23 protein-coding genes and 1 tRNA gene are annotated in these 23,025 nt (G+C 64.5%); 9 read left to right on the top strand and 15 right to left on the bottom strand.

Annotated elements, in window-relative coordinates; all coding sequences use genetic code 11:
• The 7 genes from ACSQ3Z_RS06220 to ACSQ3Z_RS06190 form a co-directional block, all read right to left on the bottom strand.
• Positions 1-1,068 carry an ABC transporter ATP-binding protein gene (locus ACSQ3Z_RS06220; protein ID WP_436170464.1) on the bottom strand — a complete coding sequence of 356 codons (1,068 nt, stop codon included), beginning with the start codon at positions 1,066-1,068 and terminating at the stop codon, positions 1-3.
• A gap of 3 nt (positions 1,069-1,071) precedes the next feature.
• A complete protein-coding gene (locus ACSQ3Z_RS06215) occupies positions 1,072-1,920 on the bottom strand; it encodes a carbohydrate ABC transporter permease (protein WP_436170463.1) in 849 nt (282 codons plus the stop codon).
• Positions 1,920-2,843, bottom strand: coding sequence for a carbohydrate ABC transporter permease (locus tag ACSQ3Z_RS06210; RefSeq protein ID WP_436170462.1), 924 nt, complete (start codon positions 2,841-2,843; stop codon positions 1,920-1,922). The genes ACSQ3Z_RS06215 and ACSQ3Z_RS06210 overlap by 1 nt, the downstream gene beginning before the upstream one ends.
• Positions 2,844-3,022: 179 nt before the next feature.
• Entirely contained in the window at positions 3,023-4,300 is a 1,278-nt protein-coding gene (locus tag ACSQ3Z_RS06205) for an ABC transporter substrate-binding protein (RefSeq protein ID WP_436170461.1), read from the bottom strand.
• Positions 4,301-4,329: 29 nt separating this feature from the next.
• Entirely contained in the window at positions 4,330-5,532 is a 1,203-nt protein-coding gene (locus tag ACSQ3Z_RS06200) for a PLP-dependent transferase (RefSeq protein WP_436170460.1), read from the bottom strand.
• The gene (locus ACSQ3Z_RS06195; RefSeq protein WP_436170459.1) at positions 5,529-6,260 is read right to left on the bottom strand and encodes a FadR/GntR family transcriptional regulator; all 732 of its coding nucleotides are present in this window, start codon (positions 6,258-6,260) and stop codon (positions 5,529-5,531) included. The genes ACSQ3Z_RS06200 and ACSQ3Z_RS06195 overlap by 4 nt, the downstream gene beginning before the upstream one ends.
• Before the next feature lie 122 nt (positions 6,261-6,382).
• Positions 6,383-7,090, bottom strand: coding sequence for a DJ-1/PfpI family protein (locus tag ACSQ3Z_RS06190; protein ID WP_436170458.1), 708 nt, complete (start codon positions 7,088-7,090; stop codon positions 6,383-6,385).
• A gap of 88 nt (positions 7,091-7,178) precedes the next feature.
• Between ACSQ3Z_RS06190 and ACSQ3Z_RS06185 the strand changes: the two genes are divergently transcribed.
• A complete protein-coding gene (locus ACSQ3Z_RS06185) occupies positions 7,179-8,126 on the top strand; it encodes a GlxA family transcriptional regulator (protein ID WP_436170457.1) in 948 nt (315 codons plus the stop codon).
• 69 nt (positions 8,127-8,195) lie between these two features.
• Here ACSQ3Z_RS06185 and ACSQ3Z_RS06180 read toward each other — a convergent pair whose 3' ends face one another.
• Positions 8,196-8,846 carry a DUF2161 family putative PD-(D/E)XK-type phosphodiesterase gene (locus tag ACSQ3Z_RS06180; protein ID WP_436170456.1) on the bottom strand — a complete coding sequence of 217 codons (651 nt, stop codon included), beginning with the start codon at positions 8,844-8,846 and terminating at the stop codon, positions 8,196-8,198.
• A gap of 50 nt (positions 8,847-8,896) precedes the next feature.
• Here ACSQ3Z_RS06180 and ACSQ3Z_RS06175 point away from each other — a divergent pair, with 50 nt between their 5' ends.
• Positions 8,897-9,241 carry a hypothetical protein gene (locus ACSQ3Z_RS06175; protein WP_436170455.1) on the top strand — a complete coding sequence of 115 codons (345 nt, stop codon included), beginning with the start codon at positions 8,897-8,899 and terminating at the stop codon, positions 9,239-9,241.
• A gap of 78 nt (positions 9,242-9,319) precedes the next feature.
• Here the strand turns inward: ACSQ3Z_RS06175 and ACSQ3Z_RS06170 are convergent, their stop codons facing one another.
• The 4 genes from ACSQ3Z_RS06170 to ACSQ3Z_RS06155 all read right to left on the bottom strand — a co-directional run bounded on the left by ACSQ3Z_RS06170 (position 9,320) and on the right by ACSQ3Z_RS06155 (position 11,600).
• The gene (locus ACSQ3Z_RS06170; RefSeq protein WP_436170454.1) at positions 9,320-10,339 is read right to left on the bottom strand and encodes an LLM class flavin-dependent oxidoreductase; all 1,020 of its coding nucleotides are present in this window, start codon (positions 10,337-10,339) and stop codon (positions 9,320-9,322) included.
• Positions 10,340-10,472: 133 nt separating this feature from the next.
• The gene (locus ACSQ3Z_RS06165; protein WP_436170453.1) at positions 10,473-10,922 is read right to left on the bottom strand and encodes a hypothetical protein; all 450 of its coding nucleotides are present in this window, start codon (positions 10,920-10,922) and stop codon (positions 10,473-10,475) included.
• 36 nt (positions 10,923-10,958) lie between these two features.
• Positions 10,959-11,034: transfer RNA gene (locus tag ACSQ3Z_RS06160), tRNA-Ala, on the bottom strand.
• Between the two features lie 173 nt (positions 11,035-11,207).
• On the bottom strand, positions 11,208-11,600 hold the full coding sequence (locus ACSQ3Z_RS06155; protein WP_436170452.1) for a TIGR02300 family protein: 393 nt from the start codon (positions 11,598-11,600) through the stop codon (positions 11,208-11,210).
• Between the two features lie 193 nt (positions 11,601-11,793).
• Between ACSQ3Z_RS06155 and aroA the strand changes: the two genes are divergently transcribed.
• The 3 genes from aroA to rpsA all read left to right on the top strand — a co-directional run bounded on the left by aroA (position 11,794) and on the right by rpsA (position 15,980).
• Entirely contained in the window at positions 11,794-13,152 is a 1,359-nt protein-coding gene (aroA, locus tag ACSQ3Z_RS06150) for a 3-phosphoshikimate 1-carboxyvinyltransferase (RefSeq protein ID WP_436170451.1), read from the top strand.
• A gap of 272 nt (positions 13,153-13,424) precedes the next feature.
• Positions 13,425-14,075: a (d)CMP kinase gene (gene cmk / locus ACSQ3Z_RS06145; RefSeq protein WP_436170450.1), complete on the top strand. Its 651-nt coding sequence runs from the start codon at positions 13,425-13,427 to the stop codon at positions 14,073-14,075.
• A 207-nt stretch (positions 14,076-14,282) separates the two neighbouring features.
• Entirely contained in the window at positions 14,283-15,980 is a 1,698-nt protein-coding gene (gene rpsA, locus ACSQ3Z_RS06140; protein ID WP_436170449.1) for a 30S ribosomal protein S1, read from the top strand.
• Positions 15,981-16,056: 76 nt separating this feature from the next.
• Here rpsA and ACSQ3Z_RS06135 read toward each other — a convergent pair whose 3' ends face one another.
• The 3 genes from ACSQ3Z_RS06135 to ACSQ3Z_RS06125 all read right to left on the bottom strand — a co-directional run bounded on the left by ACSQ3Z_RS06135 (position 16,057) and on the right by ACSQ3Z_RS06125 (position 19,367).
• Positions 16,057-16,764, bottom strand: a complete 708-nt coding sequence (locus tag ACSQ3Z_RS06135) for an SDR family NAD(P)-dependent oxidoreductase (RefSeq protein ID WP_436170448.1) — start codon at positions 16,762-16,764, stop codon at positions 16,057-16,059.
• Positions 16,765-16,941: 177 nt separating this feature from the next.
• On the bottom strand, positions 16,942-18,522 hold the full coding sequence (locus ACSQ3Z_RS06130) for a 5-guanidino-2-oxopentanoate decarboxylase (RefSeq protein WP_436170447.1): 1,581 nt from the start codon (positions 18,520-18,522) through the stop codon (positions 16,942-16,944).
• A complete protein-coding gene (locus ACSQ3Z_RS06125) occupies positions 18,519-19,367 on the bottom strand; it encodes a dimethylarginine dimethylaminohydrolase family protein (protein WP_436171843.1) in 849 nt (282 codons plus the stop codon). The genes ACSQ3Z_RS06130 and ACSQ3Z_RS06125 overlap by 4 nt, the downstream gene beginning before the upstream one ends.
• Positions 19,368-19,589: 222 nt before the next feature.
• Here ACSQ3Z_RS06125 and ACSQ3Z_RS06120 point away from each other — a divergent pair, with 222 nt between their 5' ends.
• The 4 genes from ACSQ3Z_RS06120 to ACSQ3Z_RS06105 all read left to right on the top strand — a co-directional run bounded on the left by ACSQ3Z_RS06120 (position 19,590) and on the right by ACSQ3Z_RS06105 (position 22,941).
• Positions 19,590-20,402 carry an ABC transporter ATP-binding protein gene (locus ACSQ3Z_RS06120; protein ID WP_436170446.1) on the top strand — a complete coding sequence of 271 codons (813 nt, stop codon included), beginning with the start codon at positions 19,590-19,592 and terminating at the stop codon, positions 20,400-20,402.
• 56 nt (positions 20,403-20,458) lie between these two features.
• Positions 20,459-21,253, top strand: coding sequence for a transporter substrate-binding domain-containing protein (locus tag ACSQ3Z_RS06115; RefSeq protein ID WP_436170445.1), 795 nt, complete (start codon positions 20,459-20,461; stop codon positions 21,251-21,253).
• A 213-nt stretch (positions 21,254-21,466) separates the two neighbouring features.
• Positions 21,467-22,132, top strand: a complete 666-nt coding sequence (locus ACSQ3Z_RS06110) for an ABC transporter permease (protein WP_436171842.1) — start codon at positions 21,467-21,469, stop codon at positions 22,130-22,132.
• Positions 22,132-22,941, top strand: coding sequence for an ABC transporter permease (locus ACSQ3Z_RS06105; protein WP_436170444.1), 810 nt, complete (start codon positions 22,132-22,134; stop codon positions 22,939-22,941). Before ACSQ3Z_RS06110 ends, ACSQ3Z_RS06105 begins: the two co-directional genes overlap by 1 nt.
• Positions 22,942-23,025 lie beyond the last annotated feature (84 nt).

The following is a 23,025-nucleotide window of genomic DNA, read 5'->3' as shown; positions in this document are numbered from 1 at the left end:
CTATCCTATGCGATTGCCGCTCGCCGGATCGAACAGATGCAGCACAGTCGGATCGGCGGCGAGCCGCACCGTATCACCGGGCCTGACATTGCTACGCCCCATGACGAAGACGCAGACCTGCTGTCCGGCAAGCTTGACATAAAACTGCGTCGACAGGCCGAGTGGCTCGACCACTTCGACCTCGGCTTCGATCGCCCCATCTTCGGAGAGCTGGATGTGCTCCGGCCGCAGCCCGACGGTGAGCGCATCGCCATCCTTCAAGGGCAGTCCGTCCGGCAATCTGAGCTTCTGGCCATCGGCCAGCACGGCATCCACCTTGCCGCCCTTGCTGACCGCTGCCGGTAAAAAATTCATGCCGGGCGAGCCGATGAAGCCGGCTACGAATGTATTGATCGGCCGGTCATAGAGTTCGAGCGGATGACCGACCTGCTGAACAAAGCCGTCATGCATGACAACGATGCGGTCGGCCATGGTCATCGCCTCGATCTGGTCGTGCGTGACATAGACCGAAGTGGTCTTGAGCTGCTGGTGCAGCGCCTTGATCTCGGCCCGCATATGGACGCGCAATTTGGCGTCGAGATTGCTGAGCGGCTCATCGAAGAGAAACACCTTGGGATCGCGCACGATGGCGCGGCCCATGGCGACACGCTGGCGCTGGCCGCCTGAAAGCTGGCGCGGCAGGCGCCCGAGGAAACTGTCGAGGCCGAGGCGCTTTGCGGCCGCGCCCACCCTGGTGTCGATCGTCGTCTTCTCGGCCTTCTTCAGGAGCAGGCTGAAGCCCATGTTCGACGACACGTCCATATGCGGGTAGAGCGCATAGGACTGGAACACCATGGCGATGTCGCGGTCCTTCGGCGCGACATCGTTGACCAGCCGTTCGCCGATGCGGATCTCGCCGCCCGACACCTCCTCCAGTCCGGCGATCATGCGCAAAAGGGTCGACTTGCCGCAGCCGGACGGGCCGACCAGCACGACGAACTCGCCGTCGGCGATCTCGAGGTCGACGCCGTGCAGGATGCGCAGCGAGCCGTAGTCCTTCTCGACATGTTGCAGCGTGACGGAAGCCATCGATTATCCTTTGACCGCGCCGGCGGTGAGGCCGGTGACGAGATAGCGTTGCAGGAAGGCGAAGAAGATGCAGACCGGGATCAGCGCCAGGATGGAAGCCGCCATCATCTGCCCCCAGTCGACGGCGAATTTGCCGATGTAGGTGAGCAGGCCGACGGCAAAAGTCTTCTGGTCGTCGCTGGAGATCAGCATCAGCGCGAATAAGAGCTCGCTCCAGGCGGCGGTGAAGACGAAGCCGAGCGTGGCGCCCATGCCGGGCAGCGTCAGCGGCACGATCACCTTGCGCATCGCCTGGGCCCGCGTGCAGCCGTCGATCATCGCCGCTTCTTCGAGGTCCTTGGGAATGCCGTCGAAGAAGGATTGCATCAGGAAGGTGGCGAAAGCGGTGTTGAAGGCGGTGTAGATGATGATCAGGCCGACCAGGCTGTTGGTGAGGCCAAGTTCTCCCATCACGCGATAGATCGGCGGAATGACCATCACCAGCGGGAAGGTCTGGGTGAGCAGGAGCAGGATCGCCAGCGTCGCCTTGCCACGGAAGGTGAAGCGCGACATGGCATAGCCGGCGAGCGTGGCGATGACCGTGACGAAGGCTGCCGTCGACACCGAGACGATGACGCTGTTCATGAAATAGCGCGGGAAGTCGGAGGCTTCGAGCACGGTGACGAAATTCCGGAGCGTCGTCTGCGACGGCCACAGTGTGATGCCTTCGGAATAGAGCAGGCGCTCGGGCGTCACCGAGATCTTCAGCGTCCAGAAGATCGGGAACAGCGCGAAGATCATGTAGGCAGCAATGGCACCGTAGAGGCCGATGCCGCCGACGATGCGCGAGGAGGTGGAGCGTCCGGCGATCATCAGACGTGCCTCACCAGCATGCGACGGATGGCGATCAGCGCCACCGCATAGGCGATCAGCAGCACCAGCAGCAGCACCGCCACCGCCGAGGCATAGCCCTTGTCCAGCGACTTGAAGGCGCTGACATAGATGTAGACCGGCACCGTGCTGGTCGAACCCGCCGGCCCGCCCTCGGTCATGACGAAGATCAGGTCGGCGAAGGTGGCGATCCAGATCGTGCGCAGCATGACGGTGATGACGATGGTCGGCGCCAGGAAAGGCAGCGTCACCTTGGTGAAGCGTTGCCAGGGCGAGGCGCCGTCGATTGCCGCGGCCTCATGCAATTCCGAGGGGATCGACTTCAGCGCCGCCAGCAGCGTGATGGCGAAGAACGGGATGCCGAACCAGATGTTGGCGATGATCGGACCCCACATGGCGGTGGCCGGATCGGACAGGATGTTGGTCGGCTCGGCTTTCAGGCCCAACGCAAAAAGCCAGTGCGGCAGCGGCCCGATGATCGGGTTGAACAGCCAGGCCCAGGTGAGGCCCGACAGGAAGGACGGCACCGCCCAGGGCAGGAACACCACCGCCTGCACCAGTTTGCGGCCGATGAACGGCTTGTCGAGCAGCAGCGCCAGACCAAGCCCGAGGAAGAACTGGAAAAACAGGCTGGCGACCGTCCACCACAGCGTGTTGACCAGCGCCTGCCCCAGCACCTGGTCGGACAGCATCGTCTCGTACTGGCCGAGGCCGACATATTCCGACCTGAAGGCGGAGAATTTGCGGAACGAGTAGCTGATGCCGATGATCAGCGGCACGAGAAGCACGACGACCAGCAGAACGATAGCCGGCGAAAGATAGAGCCAGGGCTCGATGGCGGCATGGGATAGCCGCTTCCTTCGCGGCTTGCCTGCGGGTCGTATTGCGGACACGGCATAGGTCATCGGCTTCTGGATCGTCTCCTGGAGCAGCGTCGGGGACAGCGTCCTTCTCCCCGTTCACGGGGAGAAGATGCCGGCAGGCAGATGAGGGGCCGAGCCAGGTTGGCAGAACTCGGCGCTGCCCCTCATCCGGCCCTATCGGGCCACCTTCTCCCCGTGAACGGGAGAAGGGAAAAGGGCGCTTACTTCTTGTTCTTGGCCATCCAGTCCTGCTGTTCCTTGGTCAGGAACGCGGCCCATTGGTCGGCGACCTCCTTTGCCGTCTTCTGGCCGAGCAGCACTTCCTGGAAGTTCTTGATCGCGACCTGGTCGACGAAATTGCCGAGGTTTTCCAGATGCGTCGGCGGCGTCACCATTTCATATTTGGAACTGTCGCTCAGCTCCGTGAACCAGCCCTTGAACTGCTCGGTCTTGAAATGGGCATCCTGGTCGGCGCCGTTGTGGATCGGGACGACGCCGACTTCCTTGGCCCATTCCAGATTGCCCTTGGGCGACAGCAGCGTCGCCATCAGCTTCCAGGCATCGTCCTTGTGCTGGGAATTGGCGAACATCGCCCAGCCGGCATAGCCGAGCGTCGGGTAGGACTTGCCGCTCGGCCCGACCGGCAATGGCGCCACGGCGAAGTCGTCGGCGCTCATCTTGTCGGCGATGCCGAGCAGCGCATCCGGATCCTGGTTGAGCATGGCGCAGGTGCCGGAATAGAAGCCGGTGACGGTCTCGTTGAAGCCCCAGCTCACCGCATCCTTTGGCGCCAGGCCGTTCTTGTACATGTCGGCTAGCATCTGCAGGCCTTTGACCGAGCCCTCATCATTGATGGTCGAGGTGCCGTCTTCGTTGAAGTAGCCGCCCTTGCCGGCGGCGATGTTCATGAACATGTGCATGCCATTGAAGGCGCCCGGACCGCCGCGCAGGCAGTAGCCATATTTGCCGGGAATGGCCGAGATCTTCTTGGAATCCTCGACGAATTCATCGAGCGTCGCCGGCGGGCCGTCGAGGCCGGCTTCCTTGAACAGCTTCTTGTTCCAGAACAGCGCGTTCACATAGTAGCCGTAAGGGATCATGAACTGGGTGTTGTTGACCGTCGAGCCGAACTGCTTGGCGCGGTCGCCGAGCGTCTTGGCGTCGTCCCACTTGGCCATATAGGGCCCGAGATCCTCGAGCTGGCCGTTGGTGGCGTAGAGGCCCATCCAGCGCTCCGGCATCTCGACGATGTCGGGGGTGTCGCCGGCCTGCACCATGGTGAGGAATTTCTCGAACGCCTGGCCCCAGGGCAGCGAGACGAGCTCGACCTTGACGCCCGGATTGGCGGCCTCGAACTCGGCGATCTGCTTCTTGAGGAATTCCGTGCGTGGCGGGCTGGTGATGACCTCGACCATCTTGAGCGTCGATTCGGCCATGGCGCTGCCGGCGGAGATCGCCAGTCCGGCGACGGCGGCAAGCATGAATGTCAGTCTTTTCATGTTCGGTACTCCCATTTTGAACTGCCTCGTTATTTTTTTGCTTTGTCGAAGGCCTGGGCTATGTCGGCCCAGAGGTCCTCGACGCTTTCCAATCCGACGTTGAAGCGGATGGTTCGGGGGCTGACGCCGAAGCGCGCCATCGAATTCAGGCCCGGCGTCTGCTCGAGCGAGGCCTTTGCCGGAACGACCAGGCTCTCGTGACCGCCCCAGCTGACGCCGATGCGAAAGAATTTCAGCGCATCGACAAAGGCCGGAATGTCGACATCCTCCGTCACCTCGAAGGAGAACAGCCCGGCATAGCCGGCAAGCGTCGCCTTGCCCGGATGGTTGGAATAGGCCGGGTGGTTGACGCGCTCGACCTGGCCATGCGCCTTCAGCCGTTCAGCGAGAACAAGCCCGCTCTTCATGTGGTGAGGCAGCCGCAGCGGCAGCGTGCGCAGGCCGCGCAGCAGCAGCCACGCCTCGAAAGGCGACAGCTTGCCGCCGAGCGAGGAATAGGTCTGCTCGTTGATGCGACCGATATGGGCAGCCGAACCCGCCACCACGCCGGCGACGGTGTCGCTGTGGCCGCCGAGATATTTCGAGGCCGAATGGAGCACGAGGTCGACGCCGTGCGAAATCGGCTTCTGGAACACCGGCGTCGCCCAAGAATTGTCGATCGTGGTGACGATGCCCTGTTCCTTGGCCAGCCGCGTCAGATGCGCGATGTCCTGCAACTCGAACATCATCGAGGTTGGGCTTTCCAAATAGAGCAGCTTGGCGCCGGGCAGTGCGGCCGCGACGGCGTCCGGATCGGAGCCGTCGACATAGTCGACCTTGATGTTGAGGCGCGGGAACAGCCGCTCGAACAGACGGTATGCGTCGCCATAGCAGTTGCGCACCGCAACGATGCGCTCGCCGGCGCCGACGAAGGCGAGCACCGTGGCGCTGATCGCCGCCATGCCGCTGGAAAAGCCACGTGCGGCTTCCGCGCCCTCAAGCGCCGCTACGCGCGCCTCGAATTCCATTACCGTCGGATTGTCGCCGCGCGAATAGATCGGCTGGCGGCGCCGGCCGGCAAAAGTATCGGCCATCTCGGCATAGTTGGCGAAGGTGAACAGCGAGGTCTGGTAGATCGGCGGCACCACCGCACCGCCAGGGAACGGATCGTCATGCGCCAGAAGAGTTGCCGCCTCGGCGAGGTAGTCGCTGCCAAAAGTGCCTGGGTCGAAGCCGGTGGGGTGCTCGTTCATTTTCGGTCCGAAAGTTTGAGATTGGCGGCGCCGCGCTTCAGATCGTTCTCGACGGTGGCGATGAGCTTCAGCGCCTCGGCCCGAGCTCCTTCCGGATCGTGCGCGGCGATGCAATTGAAGATGGTGCGGTGATAGGGAAAGCTGGCATGGCCGAAATCGCGCACGCCGAGCGGATGTTCCCAGAAGCGGTGGAAGAGTTCGTGCATGGCACTGATGATCTGCTCGAACAGGGGATTGCCGGAGGCGCGATAAACCGCCTGGTGGAACTCCCAGTCCTCCTCCGACGACATGCCGGCGCGGGTCTGGAAGGCCTCTTCCATGATGTCGAGCTTGCGCTCGATCTCGGCGAGGTCGGCCTCGTCGGCGCGCACGGCGCACAGGGCGGCAGCCTCGGCCTCCAGCGCGCGGCGGATTTCCAGCGTGCGCATCAGGCCGGTGAAGTCATTGCCGCCGGCCAATGTCAGCGGCATGTGCAGCATATCGAGCGAAACGGCCGCCTTGAGATAGGTGCCGCTGCCCTGGCGGCGCTCGACCAGGCCAAGCCCCTCCCAGCGCGTCAGCGCCTCGCGCACCGTGTTGCGGCTGACCTTGAGGCGCTCGGCGAGGATGCGCTCGGTCGGCAGCTTCTCACCGGGCTGCAGCTTTTCCTGCGTGACGAAGCCGGCCAACGCCTTCAGCACCGCGTCGTCGCGGGCCGTCGTCTGGATCGGCGGAAGGAAATCGGTCACGCAGGCTAAGCCCAAAGTGGTTCAATGGTCCAACCAATTTCTGCACAGACCGAAGACCGAGTCAACCGCCGAAACAAAGCGGGGCCGAATAGCGCGGAGATGCGCCATTCGACCGGTCCGGTTCAGCCGTGAGCGCGCGACGGCGCTGGATCCGCACCGGCGCTGCGCCAGCGGGCAAACATCTCCTCGCGAGCCCGCCTCGAACCCGCAAGCCGCTCCTTTGCCTGCGCCAGCACGACAGGCGAAGCCTGTGCGGGCGTGCCGGATCGGAAGGGAGGAGCTGGGGCATATTCGAGCGAGAGCTGCACCGTTTCGGCTTCGGCCTGTCCGAGGAGCCTAGCGACCAAGAGGAGACCGAAATCAATCCCCGAGGTGACGCCGCCGGCAGTGATCAGGTTTCCGTCCTCGACAATTCGCTCGTCGACAGGAATGGCGCCGAACTCGACAAGGAAGTCATGCGCATACCAATGCGTCGTCGCCCGCTTGCCCTTGAGCAGCCCGGCTGCGCCAAGCACTAGGGCGCCGCTGCACACGGACGTGACGTAACGGGCCTGCGCCGCGCGCTCCCGCACGAAATCGAGGACCGCCTGATCCTCCAGCAGCGCGTTGACGCCGCCACCGCCTGGAACGCACAGCACATCGAGAGGCGGGCAATCGTCGAAGGTCGCCGTCGGGCTGAGGGACAGTCGGGTCGACGACATTACGGAATTGCGGTCCTTCCAGATCAGTTCCACCTCGGCACCCTTTGCCGAGGCCAGGACTTCGTAAGGGCCGGTGAGGTCGAGCTGCTGAACATTGGGGAAGACAAGGATGCCGAAAAGAAGGGCCATGGAAATCTCTGCAGGTTGACTCCCGCCAATCTAAGGCATCATGCTTTGGCACGATCGCCAATCGCCCCTCGTTTCGAGCCAAATCGCCATGCGTCGCATCGATATCCTTGCCTATCCGGACGTCCAGCTCCTCGATGTCAGCGGGCCGCTTCAGGTCTTCTCCAGCGCCAACGACTTCCTGGTGCGGGCCGGCGAGCCGGCTGCCTATGAGGTCGTGGTCGTCGCCGCTTCGCCGCGGACCAGGACATCGGCCGGCCTTGTGCTCGAGACCGCGGCGCTGCCGCCGCATGAGCTCGAGATCGACACGCTGATCGTGCCTGGTGGCTGGGGTGTCAACGCAGCCTGCGAGGATCCAACGCTGATCGATTGGATCATCGGCCGCTCGCGCGGCGCCACGCGAACGGCTTCGGTCTGCAGCGGCGCCTTCCTGCTGGCGACGGCGGGTCTCCTCGACGGCCGTCGCGCCGTTACCCATTGGGGACGCTGCGCCGAGTTTGCCCAGCGCTTTCCGGCGGTCCGGCTCGAACCCGACCCGATCTTCATTCGCGACGGCAATGTCTGGACGTCCGCGGGCGTGACAGCGGGAATCGATCTCGCGCTCTCCTTCGTCGAGGCCGACCTTGGCCGGCGCATGGCTCTTGCCGTGGCTCGCCAGCTGGTTGTTTTCCTGAAACGCCCCGGCGGCCAAGCGCAGTTCAGCCAGACCCTCAAGCTGCAGGAAGGCGACGAGCGCTTCGACCGGCTGCATGGCTGGATCCTGGACAATCTGGACGGCGACCTGTCGTTGCCGAACTTGGCCGACCGCGCCAATATGAGCCCGCGCAGCTTCTCGCGGCACTATCGGGACGCAACGGGCCGGACGCCCGCCCGTGCGATCGAAGAGATCCGGATCGAGGCGGCGCGACGGATGCTGGAACGGGGCCTGGCCGTCAACCAGACGGCCCGGCGCTGTGGCTTCGGCTCGGAAGAGACGATGCGGCGCGGCTTTCTGCGCGTCCTCGGCACGAACCCGCGCGACTATCGCGAGCGTTTCTGACGCGCCGACTTATTGGGTGGGGAAGCGAATGCATCGCCGGACGCGACAGCGCTCACCGATACCAAGGAGTCAGACGTCAGACGATTGCATGGCGGCGTGACCGAGGTCGGTCAGCGCATAGACGCCGCGCTCGGCCCTCGCAAACCAGCCGTAGTAATTGTGCAGCAGGATGCTGGCCGCGCGTGGTGAAACGGCTTTCAAATCTCGCGGCCGCTTCGGGCCATCGGCCATGGCGGCGGCGCAAGCCAGCGCGTCCTGCCGGTAGGCGGTCATGATCGGCACGCGCGTGCTGCCGCCGGGTGCGGGATCGCCGCGCCGGCGCCGATGCTCGTCCATCAATCGCGACCGTCTCCTCGGGTCGCGCCTTGGCGGCAGCGCGGCGGGGCTGAGCAGCAGTTCGACCTCGCCCTTGCCGCCAACGCCCAGCAGGCCGAAGCCGAGCCGCCGGCACAACGCCCTGAACCGGCGATCGTGCTCGCGGCCCTTGCCGCGTGCCGACATGCGCGCGGCAAGCCAGACTTCGTCGCAGGCCGCGGCGCGATCGACTGCCTGGAGCACGAGTTCGAGGTTGAACTGCAGTTTCAGTTCGCAAATGACGACCACGGGCGGCTCGCCATCGCGCACGCCGACGATGTCGCAACCGCCAATCTCGCCTTTGATGGTGAAGTCCAGGCTCTCAAGGAACCGCTTCACCGGCGCGTAGAGGGACGTTTCCTGCATGCGCAAGGCTTAGCCGATTCGGGCCAAGCTGGCACCGTGGGGACCGCGCAATGCCCGCTACGATCCTGCGGTGCCTGGCGCGGCAGACTTCACCAGAAACCGACGAGCGACCTCAGCATCGCCGCAGGGCCAGCCGCTTCCCGACACATCTTGCGAAACCCGGTTCGTCCGGTTGCGCTCATGACATCATCGTCGATGTCGCGAAGAATGGTCCTCGCATTGTGCCATCCGATGCGGGCAAGAGCAGATGCCAACTCGGCTCGCGCGGGATTGAACTGCGTTTGATCGACTGTCGAGCTCGCGCTCTGCTCAATGTCATTGCTCGCACTGAGCGCCTGCCGCGGAATTTCCACGGCACTGCGGACGTCGAATGGCTCGGCCGAAAGCCGAAGTAAGCTGCGCCGCAGGGCGGCTTGGGCGGTTTGCGCGAGCGCATAGGCGCCGCGCCCGCCCGCGCCAACAAGGTCGGAACGTCAGCGCCAGCCGAGGGCCGGTGCGACGTGCTTCAGTATCGCTTCGATGACATGCGCGTTGTAATCCACGCCGAGCTGGTTGGGGACGGTTAGCAGCAGCGTATCGGCCTCGGCGATCGCTTCGTCCTCTCTCAGTTGTTCGACGAGGACATCCGGCTCGGCGGCGTAGGTGCGGCCAAACACGGCAAGCTTGTCGGGCTCGATGTAGCCGAAATGATCCTCGCTCCCGTTGCCGCCGAAATAGGCGCGATCGTGGTCATTCACCAACGCGAAGATGCTGCGGCTGACGGACACTCGCGGCTCGCGCGCATGTCCTGCTTCCTTCCACGCCGCGCGAAAAGCCCGGATCTGCTCGGCCTGCTGGATGTGGAGCGGCTGTCCGCCCTCGTCGAATTTGAGCGTCGAGCTTTGCAGGTTCATGCCGAGCTTGCCCGCCCATTGCGCGGTGGCGTTGGTGGCGGCGCCCCACCAGATTCTATCGCGCAAACCGGCCGCGAAAGGCTCGAGGCGCAGCATTCCAGGCGGATTGGGAAACATCGGCCGCGGGTTGGGCTGCGCGAAGCCTTCGCCGCGCAGCACTTCGAGGAAAACCTCGGCGTGGCTGCGTGCCATGTCGGCATCGCTCTGGCCTTCCTGCGGCACGTAGCCGAAATAGCGCCACCCGTCGATCACCTGCTCCGGCGATCCCCGGCTGATGCCAAGTTGCAGGCGACCGCCGGCTATCAGGTCGGCCGCGCCTGCGTCCTCGGCCATATACAGCGGGTTTTCGTAACGCATGTCGATGACGGCGGTGCCGATCTCGATGCGGCTGGTTTTGGCGCCAACCGCAGCCAGAAGCGGAAAGGGCGAACCAAGCTGGCGGGCAAAATGATGCACGCGGAAATAGGCGCCGTCCGCGCCCAGCTCCTCGGCGGCCACCGCAAGTTCGATCGACTGCAGAAGCGCGTCGGACGCCGACCGCGTCTGCGACTGGGACGAGGGCGACCAATGGCCAAAGGAAAGGAAGCCAATCTTCTTCATGCGACAAGCCCGTTCATTCTACATCCTCGTCGGCGCGACAGGATTACGTCGGGTCCGTGGGTAGCGCGTCCACGCACCCATCGTCCATGACACAGACTGTCAAGGTTCCGAGAACGGCGTTTGTCTGCCTCGACTATTGCCTGGCGAACGCGCCCGTGTAGGTCTGCCCGGCAAGCGTATAGGTGGCGGCCAGCGTTCCGTCCGGCAGCATCGCAAAGCTGGCATCCGCGCCGTTGGGAAGCCGCCCAAGCTTCATCGTGTTCCCCACAATCTTCCCGGCGCCGTCGGCCACTCCCGGCCTGTTGTCGGCCAGATCGCCCCACGCATAGGTGACCGTCACCTGCCCGCGCGGAGAAATCGTCAGCACGGCCAGCTTGCCTTCATACAGCCCATCCAGCCGTCCGGCCCAGATGCCGGAAAAAGCGGCGTATTTGGGCGGAACGCCCTTGGCGGGTGGAATGATGGCAACGGAGGGATCCAGAACCGCCGAACCCTCCGGAGCAGGCGCCGCAACAGCGGGAAGAGCGGGCTGGGGAGCAGGCGGTGGCGGTGTTTCAGGAGCAGACTGGCAGGCGGCGAGCATGAATGCCGCCAAACCAAGCGTCGGAAGAGGACTGTTTGGTGGAGCCAATCGGAATCGAACCGACGACCTCTTGAATGCCATTCAAGCGCTCTCCCAACTGAGCTATGGCCCCACTCCCGGCAGTCAGCCGGCGCCGTTTCCGGCGAAGAGATCGGCGCGGGTTGTGAAGACCGCGCCGTTAGTGCAGGCGGCTTCTAACCCCGCCTTCCGTCAATATCAAGCCTTCCAGAGCCGCTTTTTCGTCACAACCCAAGAAAGCCTGCGGGCGCTTGCGCCCGCGGCCGATCAGACTTCGTCGTCGTCGTCGCCAACACCGATCATGTCGGCAACATCGTCGTCTTCTTCCTCTTCGTCGGCGAGGAAGGTGTCGTCCTCCTCGTCGCCGAGGTCCACATCGTCTTCGTCGTCGCCCAGATCAGGAAGATCGTCGCCGCCCTTCGCCTCGTCGTCAGCCTCTTCGAGCGAGACGACCTCGGCACCCTCTTCCTCCTCGGCGTCGACTTCCTTCTCCGCGACTTCCTCGTCCTCCTCGATCGCGGTGATTTTGCCTTCGTCGAAATAGGAACGCGGATAGCTCTTGCCGGTATAGGGCGAGACGATCGGGTCCTTGTTCAAGTCATAGAATTTGCGACCCGTTTCCGGGTCTATGCGTTTGGTGCCAAGTTCGGGTTTTGCCACGGCAAGCCTCGTAGATAAAAGGTTGGTCCCCTTAACCACTGTTTACGGCGCTGTCAAAGCCAAAAGCCGGCGTTGCAAAAGCCGGCCGTCGAGGGCCCGGCACAAGGGGATGACCATTTCCGTCCGCCGTGATACGAGACCGCCGCAACAAAAGAAAATGGCCGGTCCGCCGGCATTCCATCCAGGGAAAACCATGTCTCACGCTGCCGCCCCGAAACCGGCCACGGCCCGCAAATCCCCAGCACTTTCCGGCGCCGCGCGCGTGCCCGGCGACAAGTCGATCTCGCACCGCTCCTTCATGTTCGGCGGGCTGGCCTCCGGCGAGACCCGCATCACCGGCCTGCTGGAGGGCGAGGACGTGATGCGCACCGGTGCGGCCATGAAGGCGATGGGCGCGCATATCGAGAAGCATGGCGACGAGTGGGTGATCCGCGGCACCGGCAACGGGGCTTTGCTGCAGCCGGAAGGCCCGCTCGACTTCGGCAATGCCGGCACCGGCTCGCGCCTCACCATGGGCCTGGTCGGCACCTACGACATGGAAACCACCTTCATTGGCGATGCTTCGCTGTCCGGCCGGCCGATGGGCCGCGTGCTCGAACCCTTGCGCCAGATGGGCGTGCAGGTGCTGAAGGCGACGCCCGGCGACCGCATGCCGATCACGCTGCGCGGGCCCAAGCATGCCGCCCCCATCACCTACCGCGTGCCGATGGCGTCGGCGCAGGTGAAGTCGGCGGTGCTGCTCGCCGGGTTGAACACGCCCGGCATCACCACCGTGATCGAGCCGGTGATGACGCGCGACCACACCGAAAAGATGCTGAAGGGGTTCGGCGCCAATTTGTCGGTCGAGACCGACGAACGCGGCGTGCGCCACATCTTCATCGAAGGCCAGGGCAAGCTCACGGGGCAGACCATCGCCGTGCCTGGCGATCCGTCTTCGGCCGGCTTCCCGCTGGTGGCGGCATTGATCGTGCCGGGCTCCGACATCACCATTGAAAACGTGCTGATGAACCCGACCCGCACCGGGCTATTGCTGACCTTGCAGGAAATGGGCGGCCGGATCGATATCCTCAACCCACGCAATGCCGGCGGCGAGGATGTCGCCGATTTGCGCGTGCGCTCCTCCGAGCTCAAGGGCGTCGTCGTGCCGCCCGAGCGGGCGCCGTCGATGATCGACGAGTACCCGGTGCTCGCCGTGGCGGCGAGCTTCGCCGAAGGCGAGACGCTGATGCAGGGGCTGGAGGAGTTGCGGGTGAAGGAATCCGACCGGCTGTCGGCGGTGGCCAACGGGCTGAAGCTCAACGGCGTCGACTGCACCGAGGGCGAAGCGACGCTGGCCGTGCGCGGCAGGCCCGGCGGCAAGGGACTGGGCCAGCACCCCAATGGCCAGGGCACCATCGTCCAGACCCATCTCGACCACCGCATCGCGATGAGTTTTCTGGTCATGGGGCTGGCGACGGAGAAGCCGGTGACCATCGACGATCAGGCGATGATCGCGACGAGTTTTCCGGAGTTCATGGGACTGATGAAGGGGCTTGGAGCGGAGATCGGATAGCGGTCGATGGCAATGGCAACCCTGGGAAATTGGCGCCTGACATCTCTCCCTTCGTCATCCTGGGGCGGAGCAAAGAGCGAAGCGACGCGGCGCAGACCCCAGGATCCATGCCGTTGCATCGGAGCGCCGCAACGGTGCAGAATTCTGGTCCGCAACAATCTTCGGCTGATGTCACGGCATGGATCCCAGGGTCTTCGCTCCGCTGCGCGTTCGCTGCGCCCTGGGATGACGAAGGCGCGAGTTGCCAAGCGAACAAGGGCGTTGACCTACCAATGACCCCAACCTTCACCATCGCCATCGACGGCCCGGCGGGCGCCGGTAAAGGCACTCTCGCCCGGCGGCTCGCCGACCACTACCGGCTGAACCTGCTCGACACCGGCCTCACCTATCGCGCGGTCGCGCATGCGCTCATCCAGCACGCCCTGCCGCTCGACAATGTCTCGGCGGCGGAAACCGCGGCGCGCCAGGTCGACCTGGCCAAGCTCGACCGGGCCGTGCTGTCGGCGCATGCGGTCGGCGAGGCCGCCTCGAAGGTGGCGGTGTATCCGACCGTGCGGCGCATCCTGGTCGAGAAGCAGCGCGGCTTCGCTAAAACGCCGCCGGGTGCGGTGCTCGACGGGCGCGACATCGGCACCGTGGTGTGCCCCGACGCCGACATCAAGCTCTATGTCACCGCCAGCGCCGAGGTGCGGGCGCGGCGGCGGCTGGCCGAGATCGAAAGCATCGGCGGCACCGCCAATTTCAACGAGATCCTTGCCGACATCATGCGCCGCGACGAGCGCGACATGGGCCGCGCCGACTCGCCGCTGAAGCCGGCGGCCGACGCGCACTTGCTTGATACAAGCGAAATGGCTATAGAAGCCGCGTTTCTTGCAGCCATGGCGATCATCGACGACGTGCTGGCCAAGAGAAACAAGGCCTGATCTAGGTTTTTCCTCACGCTGCCGATTGCCGGCGGCGAAGAAAATACCCATATCGGGCACGAACCAGCCTGCCAGCATTCTTCATGCGCCGGAATTGCCGCCTGAAAGCGGCCCAGGGCTTTTGTAGCCCGGAACGCCGGCAGGCCAACGCAACGCTAACCCACGGCGCCCGTCCCGCTTGAGATGCGGGGCATTCCAGGAGAAAATATGTCAGCTGCAAATCCCACTCGCGATGATTTCGCGAGCCTGCTCGAAGAATCTTTTACCGCCGGCCATTCCGGCGAAGGCCAGGTCGTCAAGGGCACGATCACCGCGATCGAAAAGGACATGGCCATCATCGACGTCGGCCTCAAGGTCGAAGGCCGCGTGCCGCTGAAGGAATTCGGCGTCAAGGGCAAGGACACCACCCTCAAGGTTGGTGACACCGTCGAAGTCTATGTCGAGCGCATCGAGAACGCGCTTGGCGAAGCGATGCTGTCGCGTGAGAAGGCTCGTCGCGAAGAGAGCTGGGTGCGTCTCGAAGAGAAGTTCACCAAGGGTGAGCGCGTCGAAGGCGTCATCTTCAACCAGGTCAAGGGCGGCTTCACCGTCGACCTCGACGGCGCCGTGGCCTTCCTGCCGCGCAGCCAGGTCGATATCCGTCCGATCCGCGACGTTTCCCCGCTGATGCACAACCCGCAGCCCTTCGAGATCCTCAAGATGGATCGCCGCCGCGGCAACATCGTGGTGTCGCGCCGCACCGTGCTCGAAGAGAGCCGCGCCGAACAGCGTTCGGAAATCGTGCAGAACCTCGAAGAGGGCCAGGTGGTCGAAGGCATAGTCAAGAACATCACCGACTACGGTGCGTTCGTCGACCTCGGCGGCATCGACGGCCTGCTGCATGTCACCGACATGGCATGGCGCCGCGTCAACCATCCGACCGAAATCCTCAACATCGGCCAGACGGTCAAGGTGCAGATCATCCGCATCAACCAGGAAACCCACCGCATCTCGCTCGGCATGAAGCAGCTCGAGAGCGATCCGTGGTCCGAGATCGGCACCAAGTTCCCGATCGGCAAGAAGATCAAGGGCACCGTCACCAACATCACCGACTACGGCGCGTTCGTCGAGCTGGAGCCGGGCATCGAAGGCCTCATCCACGTTTCGGAAATGTCGTGGACGAAGAAGAACGTGCACCCCGGCAAGATCCTGTCGACGACCCAGGAAGTCGACGTGGTGGTGCTCGAAGTCGATCCGGCCAAGCGCCGCATTTCGCTCGGCCTCAAGCAGACGCTGGAAAACCCTTGGGAAGCCTTCGCGCGCACCCATCCGGTCGGCAGCCAGGTTGAGGGCGAGGTCAAGAACAAGACCGAGTTCGGCCTGTTCATCGGCCTGGAAGGCGACGTGGACGGCATGGTGCACCTCTCCGACCTCGACTGGACCCGTCCGGGCGAGCAGGTCATCGAAGAGTACAATCGCGGCGACATGGTCAAGGCGCAGGTACTCGACGTCGACATCGAGAAGGAGCGCATCTCGCTCGGCATCAAGCAGCTGGCCAAGGATACGGTCGGCGAAGCGGCGACTTCGGGCGAACTGCGCAAGAACGCCGTCGTCACCTGCGAGGTTATCGGTGTCAAGGATGGCGGTCTGGAAGTGCGGCTGGTCGACAGCGGCATCGAGACCTTCATCAAGCGCTCCGATCTGAGCCGCGACCGCGACGAGCAGCGCCCCGAGCGCTTCACCGTCGGCCAGAAGGTCGACGCCCGCGTCATCGCCTTCGACAAGAAGACCCGCAAGCTGCAGGTCTCGATCAAGGCGCTGGAAATCGCCGAAGAGAAGGAAGCGGTCGCTCAGTACGGCTCGACCGACTCCGGCGCTTCGCTGGGCGACATCCTGGGTGCCGCGCTGAAGAAGCAGGGCAGCTAAGCGCCTTCGCAACGACTGAAAACAAAACCCCGCCGGAGCGATCCGGCGGGGTTTTTCTTTGGGATATGCCGAGGGATCAGGCCCGGCCGTAAAGCGGCACCAGCGTGCCGCTCATTGCCAAATTGGCCGGCGAGGCGAGATAGGCGATGGCTTCGGCCACCGCTTCGAGGCTGACCCATTTGCTGAAATCGGCGTCCGGCATGTCGGCCCGGTTTGCCGGCGTGTCGAGCGTCGAGGGCGCCACGGCATTGACCAGTATGCCCTTGCCTTTCAATTCCTCGGCCATCGCCAGTGTCATCGCGGCGACCGCCGCCTTGCTGGCGGCATAGGCGACCATGCCGGAGCCGCGCCTGGGCTCGAGCCCAGCGCGCGCCGTGACGTTGACGATGCGACCCGCCGTGCTTGACGCCAGCATCGAGCGGACAGCGGCGCGACAGCACAGGAACGTGGTGCGGGCGTTGGTGTCCATCATCTCGGCGAAGGACGCCGATTCGATCTTCTCCACCGGCGCCATGGTGAAGCCACCCGCCAGATGGATTGAACCCCAGAGCTCCGGAAGCTGGTGGTAGAACGCCTCGACCTTGGCGGAGTCCGACAGGTCGACATTGTGCGCCAGCCTGACGCGGTCATGCGTGGTGAAAGGAAAATGCGAAGGCGCGGCGGCATGGGCATTGGGCACATGGCAGACCGCGCCCTGTTCCAAGAGCTTGCCGACAACCGCGCCGCCCAGCGCCCCGGTGCCGCCGGTCACCACGATATGCCTGCCGTCCAGTGTTTCCGTCATATTCGACTGCTCCAGTGTTCTTATGCTTAGGCCACGCCGCCGGCGAAAGTCGCGCCTTTCGCTCGATCACTCAACTGAAATATCGACATGGCTGGGTCGCGTCTTTGCATCGCTCGGGCCGCCGGCCAGACGGAAGTCTCGCCAGGCTGACGCATGAAGCGCGTCGCTCGGCCAAATTCAGTCGACGGCTATTTCGATGACGTAGGGCAGTCCGGTCGCGCGTGCGCGCTTGAGCGCATCCGCCAGGCCGCCAACGCCGGCAAGCCGCTCGGCGGCAATGCCATAGGCCTCGGCCAGCTTGCAGAAATCCGGCGGCGCCGGCGACACACCGACCGGCTCGACGCCGACGTCGAGCATGGAGGTCTCGATCTCGCGATAGCCGCGATTGTTCCAGACGACGAAGATGACCGGCGCATCCGCATCGAGCGCGGCGCCCAGCTCCGGTAAGGTGAACTGGAAGCCGCCATCTCCGGTGAGGCAGACCACCGGTGCCTCGGGCACGGCAAGCGCGGCGCCGATCGCCGCCGGCGGGCCAAAGCCCAGCGCGCCGAAGCCGGTGGCAGCGTTGAACCAGCCACCCGGCCGGTCATGGTCGTAGTAAAGGTTGGCGGCGTAAATCGGCTGCGTCGAGTCGCCGACGATGATCGATCCGGGCAGTGCATCGCGGATCACTTCGACCGCGCGCATCTGCGCCTGCATGGCCGGGCCAAGTTCTGCAAATGCGGCCTGCCGGGTTGCGGCGGCGCGGGCCGGGCCGTCGGCCGAAGCAGGCGGCCTGTCGCCAAGCCGAGCCAGCAGGGCCTCGATCGCCTCGGCGCAGTCAGCCTGGATGGCGACGGTGGCCGGGCGGCGCGCGAGCTGGTCCGCGCCGATGTCGATGCGGATCAGATTGGCCGGCAGGACGAAACCGCCATCGCTATAACCGTCATACTCGGTCGGACCGAATTCGGTGCCGGCGGCAATGACCAGGTCGGCCTCCGCCATCAGCGCCCGCACCGCCTTCAGGCAGGGGCCTGCCGGCACGCACAGCGGATGGCGGTGTAGCAGGCCGCGCGCATTGGCGGTCTCGACGACCGGCGCGCCGAGCCTTTCGGCCAGCCGCAGCAACGGCGCCTCGGCCCGCCTGGCGCCGCCGCCGGCAAGGATCAGCGGGCGGCGGGCGTCCGCGCAAAGCCTGGCTGCCTCCTCTATCGCCGCCGCATCGGGAATCGGCGGCGCGGCATTGCTCAGCAAGGCTTCGATGCCGTCGCCCGGCTTGACCATGACGTCGGTCGGGATCTCGATATGGACCGGGCCCGGACGCGAGGACGAGAACAGCGCGAAGGCGCGGGCGAGCACGCCGGGCAATTCGCCGGCCTCGGTGACACGATGCGAGAACAACGCCACCTTCTCCATCATGCCGCGCTGGTCGGGCAGTTCGTGCAGATGGCCGAGACCCTTGCCGAGCGTCGGCATGGCGTTGACGCCGGAGATCACCAGCATCGGCACCGAATCGGCGCGCGCCTGGCCCATGGCGGTGATGGTGTTGGTCAGCCCCGGCCCGGTGATGACGAAGGCGACGCCCGGGCGGCCGCTGGCGCGGGCATAGCCGTCGGCCATGAAGCCGGCGCCCTGCTCGTGGCGCGGCGTGACATGGCGGATCTTCGAGCGCGCCAGGCCGCGATAGAGCTCGACCGTGTGGACGCCCGGAATGCCGAAGACGGTATCGACGCCATGGGCCTCGAGCAAGGTGATGAGCGCTTCGCCGATCGTGGTCATTGTCTGAGCACCGGACGCGTGAGGCAGGTCGGGCCGCCCTCGCAGGCGATGCACAGAGCGTCCGCCTCGAAGGTCGAGACCGTGCAGCCGGCGGCCTGCATGGCGGCGGCGGTCTTCGGAAACCCGGCGACGGCGATCACCTGGCGCGGGGCGGTCGGCAGCACGTTGAGGCTGAGCCCGTTGGAGGCGAAGAACTCCTCGGCGTCGCCCTCGACCAGGCGAATGCCGCGGCCGCGCAGCATCTGGTAGAAGGCAGCCGGAAGAAGCGGCGCGTAGACCAGCGCCAGATAGTCGGCCAGCGGACTGATCACCGACATCAGGTGCAGGCAAGCTTCCTCGCCGTGCCAGAGCGGCAGGTCGAAGCCATAGACATGGATGCCCTTCGGCGAAAGCAGGTTCGCAAGCTGCTGGATGCCATCCTGGTTGGTGCGCAGGCCGCGGCCCACGGCCAGCGTGGTTCTGTCCACCCAGACACAGTCGCCGCCCTCGACCTGGCCGGGGCTTTCGATACGGCCAAGAACGGGAATGCCCATGCGACTGTAGGCAGCTTCGTGCAAAGCCGGTTCGCCGACGCGCAGCGCCTTGCCCATGGCGAGGATGATGGCGCCATGGTCGGTCATCAGCGAGGGGTCGTGGGTGAAGACGGAATCGGCCAGCCCGTCATCGGCGTCGGTCAGCCATTCGATCTCGGCGCCGGAGGCCGAAACCAGCCTGGTCAACGCCTCATGCTGGGCGGCGGCCTTTTGCGGATCGAAACCGGGGCCATAGTGCCACTCCGATGCCCTGGCACGGCGCATGGCGCTGGCGGCGGAGCGCATCAGCACGCGCTCAAGCTGCCCGGCCATGGACTGCGACCCGAATGTTTTGCCCACCAAATTCTCCCTGAAACGTCCGTTGCCGCCACTAACCACCACAACAGGCTGTGATCAATGGTCCAAAAACCATGGTTGACGGATGCAAGCGGAACGGTCCATCTTGCGAAAGGGAACTTCTGTTTTGCGACGGGTAATGGGTAAAAGATTTCAGCAGCGATGGCTCCGGCGGCTCCGCGGAGCACCGAAAGCGTAATGGCGTTGGCTACGGCTCCCGCACTGAAACATACGGCGCAGGACGGCGCCGCCGAAGCCATCCATGTCGAGAACCTGCACAAGAAATTCGGCGAATTGCATGTGCTGAAGGGCGTCTCGCTGTCGGCGCGCGACGGCGAGGTCATTGCCATCATCGGCGGCTCAGGCTCCGGCAAGTCGACGCTTCTGCGCTGTATCAACTGCCTGGAAAATCCGACCAGCGGCATCATCCGCGTCAATGGCGAGGAGATCAAGCTGAAGGCCGACAGCCACGGCCACACCGTTCCCGCAGACCGCAAGCAGATCGAACGCATCCGCTCCAAGCTCGGCATGGTGTTCCAGAACTTCAACCTGTGGAGCCATATGACGCTGATCGAGAACGTCATCGAAGTTCCGGTGCACGTGCTTGGCGTCAAGCGCGACGAGGCGATCGCCCAGGCCGAAAAGCTGCTTGCCCGCGTTGGCCTGGCCGAAAAGCGCGACGTCTATCCAGCCTATCTGTCGGGGGGCCAGCAGCAGCGCGCGGCGATCGCTCGCGCGCTGGCGATCAACCCGCGCGTCATGCTGTTCGACGAACCGACCTCGGCACTCGATCCCGAGCTGGTCGGCGAGGTGCTGAAGGTGATCGGCGACCTGGCGCGCGAAGGGCGCACCATGGTGCTGGTCACCCATGAGATGAAGTTTGCCCGCGAGGTCGCGACGCATGTGGTCTATCTCTACAACGGGCTGGTCGAGGAAGAAGGACCGCCGGAGCAGATCTTCGGCGCGCCCAAATCCGAAAGGCTCAAACAATTCATCCGCAACATCGGCTAGATCAGGCCGAAAGCGGGCGAAGAACCGGGAACCAACAACAAACTGGGAGTTCTGACATGAAGACTGTTCTGAAGACATTCGCCGCAGCGTTGCTGCTCGGCGTCGCCGCCATTGGCGTGGCCAAGGCCGATCCGGTCAAGATCGGCGTCGCCGCCGAACCCTATCCGCCCTTCGCCTCACCGGACGCCTCCGGCAAGTGGGTCGGCTGGGAGGTCGATTTCATCGACGCCGTCTGCGCCGAAGAGAAACTCGACTGCGTCATCACCCCGGTCGGCTGGGACGGCATCATTCCGGCGCTGACGACCAAGAAGATCGACGTCATCGCCGCCTCGATGTCGATCACCGACGAGCGCAAGAAGACGATCGACTTCTCCGACAAGTATTACAACACACCGACCGCCATTGTCGGGCCGAAGGACCAGAAGTTCGGCGCCACGCCGGATGACCTCAAGGGCAAGATCATCGGGGTGCAGGTGTCGACCGTGCATGCCGTCTACGCCAAGAAGCACTTCACCGGTGCGGCGGAAATCAAGGAATACCAGACCCAGGATGAGGCCAACCAGGACCTCGCAGCCGGCCGTGTCGACGCGGTGCAGGCCGATTCGATCGCACTCGGCGAATTCCTCAAGTCCGACCAGGGCAAGGGATGCTGCGACCTGAAGGGCATGGTGGCTCCGGACTTAGAAGTTCTGGGTCCCGGCGTCGGCGCCGGCATCCGCAAGGAAGACACCGAGCTGAAGGCCAAGATCAACGCCGGCATCAAGGCCATCCGCGCCAACGGCAAGTATGAAGAGATCTCGAAGAAGTACTTCGATTTCGACATCTACGGCGAAGACAGCCAGTCGAACTGACGGCTCGCGCACGAGCGAATGTCTGCACGGCGCGTAATGCGCGCCGTGCAGCCTCGCCGAAATCTGTCCACGCATGCTTTCCGCTGACGGGCGCAGCCCGCGGCCGGCGCCAGCCATTTGGGGGCGAAGCTGATCGAAGCACTTCTTCTGGCCTCGGCGGCCGGCATCATCGAGCTTCTCTCGCCCGTGCCGCCCGGCTGGGGCGGGACTCTGTTGCTCGGTCTGCTTCATTCGATAGAGATCGCGGTCGGTGCAACGTGCCTCGGCCTGCTGATCGGTACGTGCGGCGCCTATGGCAAGCTGTATGGCGGCCCGGTGGTGCGCGATCTCCTCGCAGTCTACACGACGGTGGTGCGCGCCGTGCCGGAACTAGTGCTGATCCTGCTGCTCTATTATGCCGGCACCGACCTGATCAACCAGCTGCTGACGGCGATGGGCTATCCGCGCATCGACATCAGCGGGCTCGCGGCCGGCATTGCGGTGCTGGGCTTCGTCCAGGGCGCCTATTCGACCGAGGTCATCCGCGGCGCCATCCTTGCCATTCCGCAGGGCCAAATCGAAGCCGCGCGCGCCTACGGCATGTCTCCCGGCCTGCTGCTGCGGCGCATCACACTACCGGCGATGCTGCCTTTCGCCATACCCGGCCTTGCCAACCTCTGGCTGATCGCCACCAAGGACACCGCGCTGCTGGCAGTCGTCGGCTTTTTCGAACTGGCGCTGGCAACGCGGCAGGCGGCGGGCGTCACCAAGGCCTATTTCACCTTCTATGTCGCGGCGGGCGCACTCTACCTCATGCTGTCGCTGTTTTCCAACGTGATCCTCGGCCGGATCGAGGCCTGGTCGCGGCGCGGCATGCCTTCGGTCAAGGAGGCACGTTGATGGCCGGCGAAGCGACCGTCATCAACGTTGCCGCGCGCACATCGCTATGGCTGCAGCCGCATCGCATCGTGCTGATCCTGATCGCGCTGGCGCTGGTCCTCGGCGCCGCCTTCTTCATGCGCTGGGACTGGCTGCCGCAATATTACGAAATGGGATTGCTGGGCATCTGGCGGTCGCTATGGATCCTGGCCGTCACCTGCTTCCTGGGCTTCATGCTCGCCGTGCCGCTCGGGCTGGCGCAGGCGGCGGGCCCATTCTGGTTCTCCGCACCGGCCAAGGCCTTCTGCACCGTCATCCGGGGCACGCCACTGCTGATCCAGCTCTGGCTGCTCTACTACGGGCTGGGTTCGCTGTTTCCCCAGTATCCGTGGATCCGCGAGTCCTGGATGTGGCCCTATCTCCGCCAGGCCTGGCCCTATGGCGTCCTGGCGCTGACACTGTCCTTCGCCGGCTATGAGGGCGAGGTGATGCGCGGCGCCTTTGCCGGCGTGCCGAAGGGGCAGCTCGAGGCTGCCCGCGCCTTCGGCATGAGCCGCTGGAAGATATTCCGGCGCATCTGGCTGCCGCAGGCCATCTACCGGGCGCTGCCGACGCTGACCGGCGAAACCGTGCTGCAATTGAAGTCGACGCCACTGGTGGCGACGATCAGCGTCATCGATATCTTCGCCGTCTCCTCCAAGGTGCGGCAGGACACCTACCTCACCTATGAACCCTTGCTGCTGCTGGCGTTGATCTATATGGCCATCACCGGCATTCTCGTCTTCGCCTTCAGCCGGATCGAAGCGCGGATCCCGAACAAGGTCGGGTAGGATTTTGGTGAGTAGCCAGGAGTGAGTAGTGTGCAGGCAGTCGCTCCCACCACTCACTAATCCCCACTCACTACTCACTAAGGG

The sequence above is a fragment of the Mesorhizobium sp. LjNodule214 genome (assembly GCF_964252735.1).
Taxonomy (GTDB): Bacteria; Pseudomonadota; Alphaproteobacteria; order Rhizobiales; family Rhizobiaceae; genus Mesorhizobium.
The sequence above is the reverse complement of the archived record's forward strand: the minus strand, read 5'-3'. Positions and strand labels throughout refer to the sequence as shown.

Excerpts from the sequence above, each read along its gene's own strand:
- ACSQ3Z_RS06180 (WP_436170456.1), bottom strand. The coding sequence starts at position 8,846 with ATGCAGGAAACGTCCCTCTACGCGCCGGTGAAGCGGTTCCTTGAGAGC.
- ACSQ3Z_RS06170 (WP_436170454.1), bottom strand. The coding sequence starts at position 10,339 with ATGAAGAAGATTGGCTTCCTTTCCTTTGGCCATTGGTCGCCCTCGTCC.
- aroA (WP_436170451.1), top strand. The coding sequence starts at position 11,794 with ATGTCTCACGCTGCCGCCCCGAAACCGGCCACGGCCCGCAAATCCCCA.
- ACSQ3Z_RS06220 (WP_436170464.1), bottom strand. The coding sequence starts at position 1,068 with ATGGCTTCCGTCACGCTGCAACATGTCGAGAAGGACTACGGCTCGCTG.
- ACSQ3Z_RS06115 (WP_436170445.1), top strand. The coding sequence starts at position 20,459 with ATGAAGACTGTTCTGAAGACATTCGCCGCAGCGTTGCTGCTCGGCGTC.
- ACSQ3Z_RS06205 (WP_436170461.1), bottom strand. The coding sequence starts at position 4,300 with ATGAAAAGACTGACATTCATGCTTGCCGCCGTCGCCGGACTGGCGATC.
- ACSQ3Z_RS06165 (WP_436170453.1), bottom strand. The coding sequence starts at position 10,922 with ATGCTCGCCGCCTGCCAGTCTGCTCCTGAAACACCGCCACCGCCTGCT.
- ACSQ3Z_RS06200 (WP_436170460.1), bottom strand. The coding sequence starts at position 5,532 with ATGAACGAGCACCCCACCGGCTTCGACCCAGGCACTTTTGGCAGCGAC.
- rpsA (WP_436170449.1), top strand. The coding sequence starts at position 14,283 with ATGTCAGCTGCAAATCCCACTCGCGATGATTTCGCGAGCCTGCTCGAA.
- ACSQ3Z_RS06125 (WP_436171843.1), bottom strand. The coding sequence starts at position 19,367 with ATGGCCGGGCAGCTTGAGCGCGTGCTGATGCGCTCCGCCGCCAGCGCC.
- ACSQ3Z_RS06105 (WP_436170444.1), top strand. The coding sequence starts at position 22,132 with ATGGCCGGCGAAGCGACCGTCATCAACGTTGCCGCGCGCACATCGCTA.
- ACSQ3Z_RS06215 (WP_436170463.1), bottom strand. The coding sequence starts at position 1,920 with ATGATCGCCGGACGCTCCACCTCCTCGCGCATCGTCGGCGGCATCGGC.
- ACSQ3Z_RS06120 (WP_436170446.1), top strand. The coding sequence starts at position 19,590 with ATGGCGTTGGCTACGGCTCCCGCACTGAAACATACGGCGCAGGACGGC.
- ACSQ3Z_RS06185 (WP_436170457.1), top strand. The coding sequence starts at position 7,179 with ATGCGTCGCATCGATATCCTTGCCTATCCGGACGTCCAGCTCCTCGAT.
- ACSQ3Z_RS06190 (WP_436170458.1), bottom strand. The coding sequence starts at position 7,090 with ATGGCCCTTCTTTTCGGCATCCTTGTCTTCCCCAATGTTCAGCAGCTC.
- ACSQ3Z_RS06175 (WP_436170455.1), top strand. The coding sequence starts at position 8,897 with ATGCCCGCTACGATCCTGCGGTGCCTGGCGCGGCAGACTTCACCAGAA.
- ACSQ3Z_RS06135 (WP_436170448.1), bottom strand. The coding sequence starts at position 16,764 with ATGACGGAAACACTGGACGGCAGGCATATCGTGGTGACCGGCGGCACC.
- ACSQ3Z_RS06130 (WP_436170447.1), bottom strand. The coding sequence starts at position 18,522 with ATGACCACGATCGGCGAAGCGCTCATCACCTTGCTCGAGGCCCATGGC.
- ACSQ3Z_RS06210 (WP_436170462.1), bottom strand. The coding sequence starts at position 2,843 with ATGACCTATGCCGTGTCCGCAATACGACCCGCAGGCAAGCCGCGAAGG.
- cmk (WP_436170450.1), top strand. The coding sequence starts at position 13,425 with ATGACCCCAACCTTCACCATCGCCATCGACGGCCCGGCGGGCGCCGGT.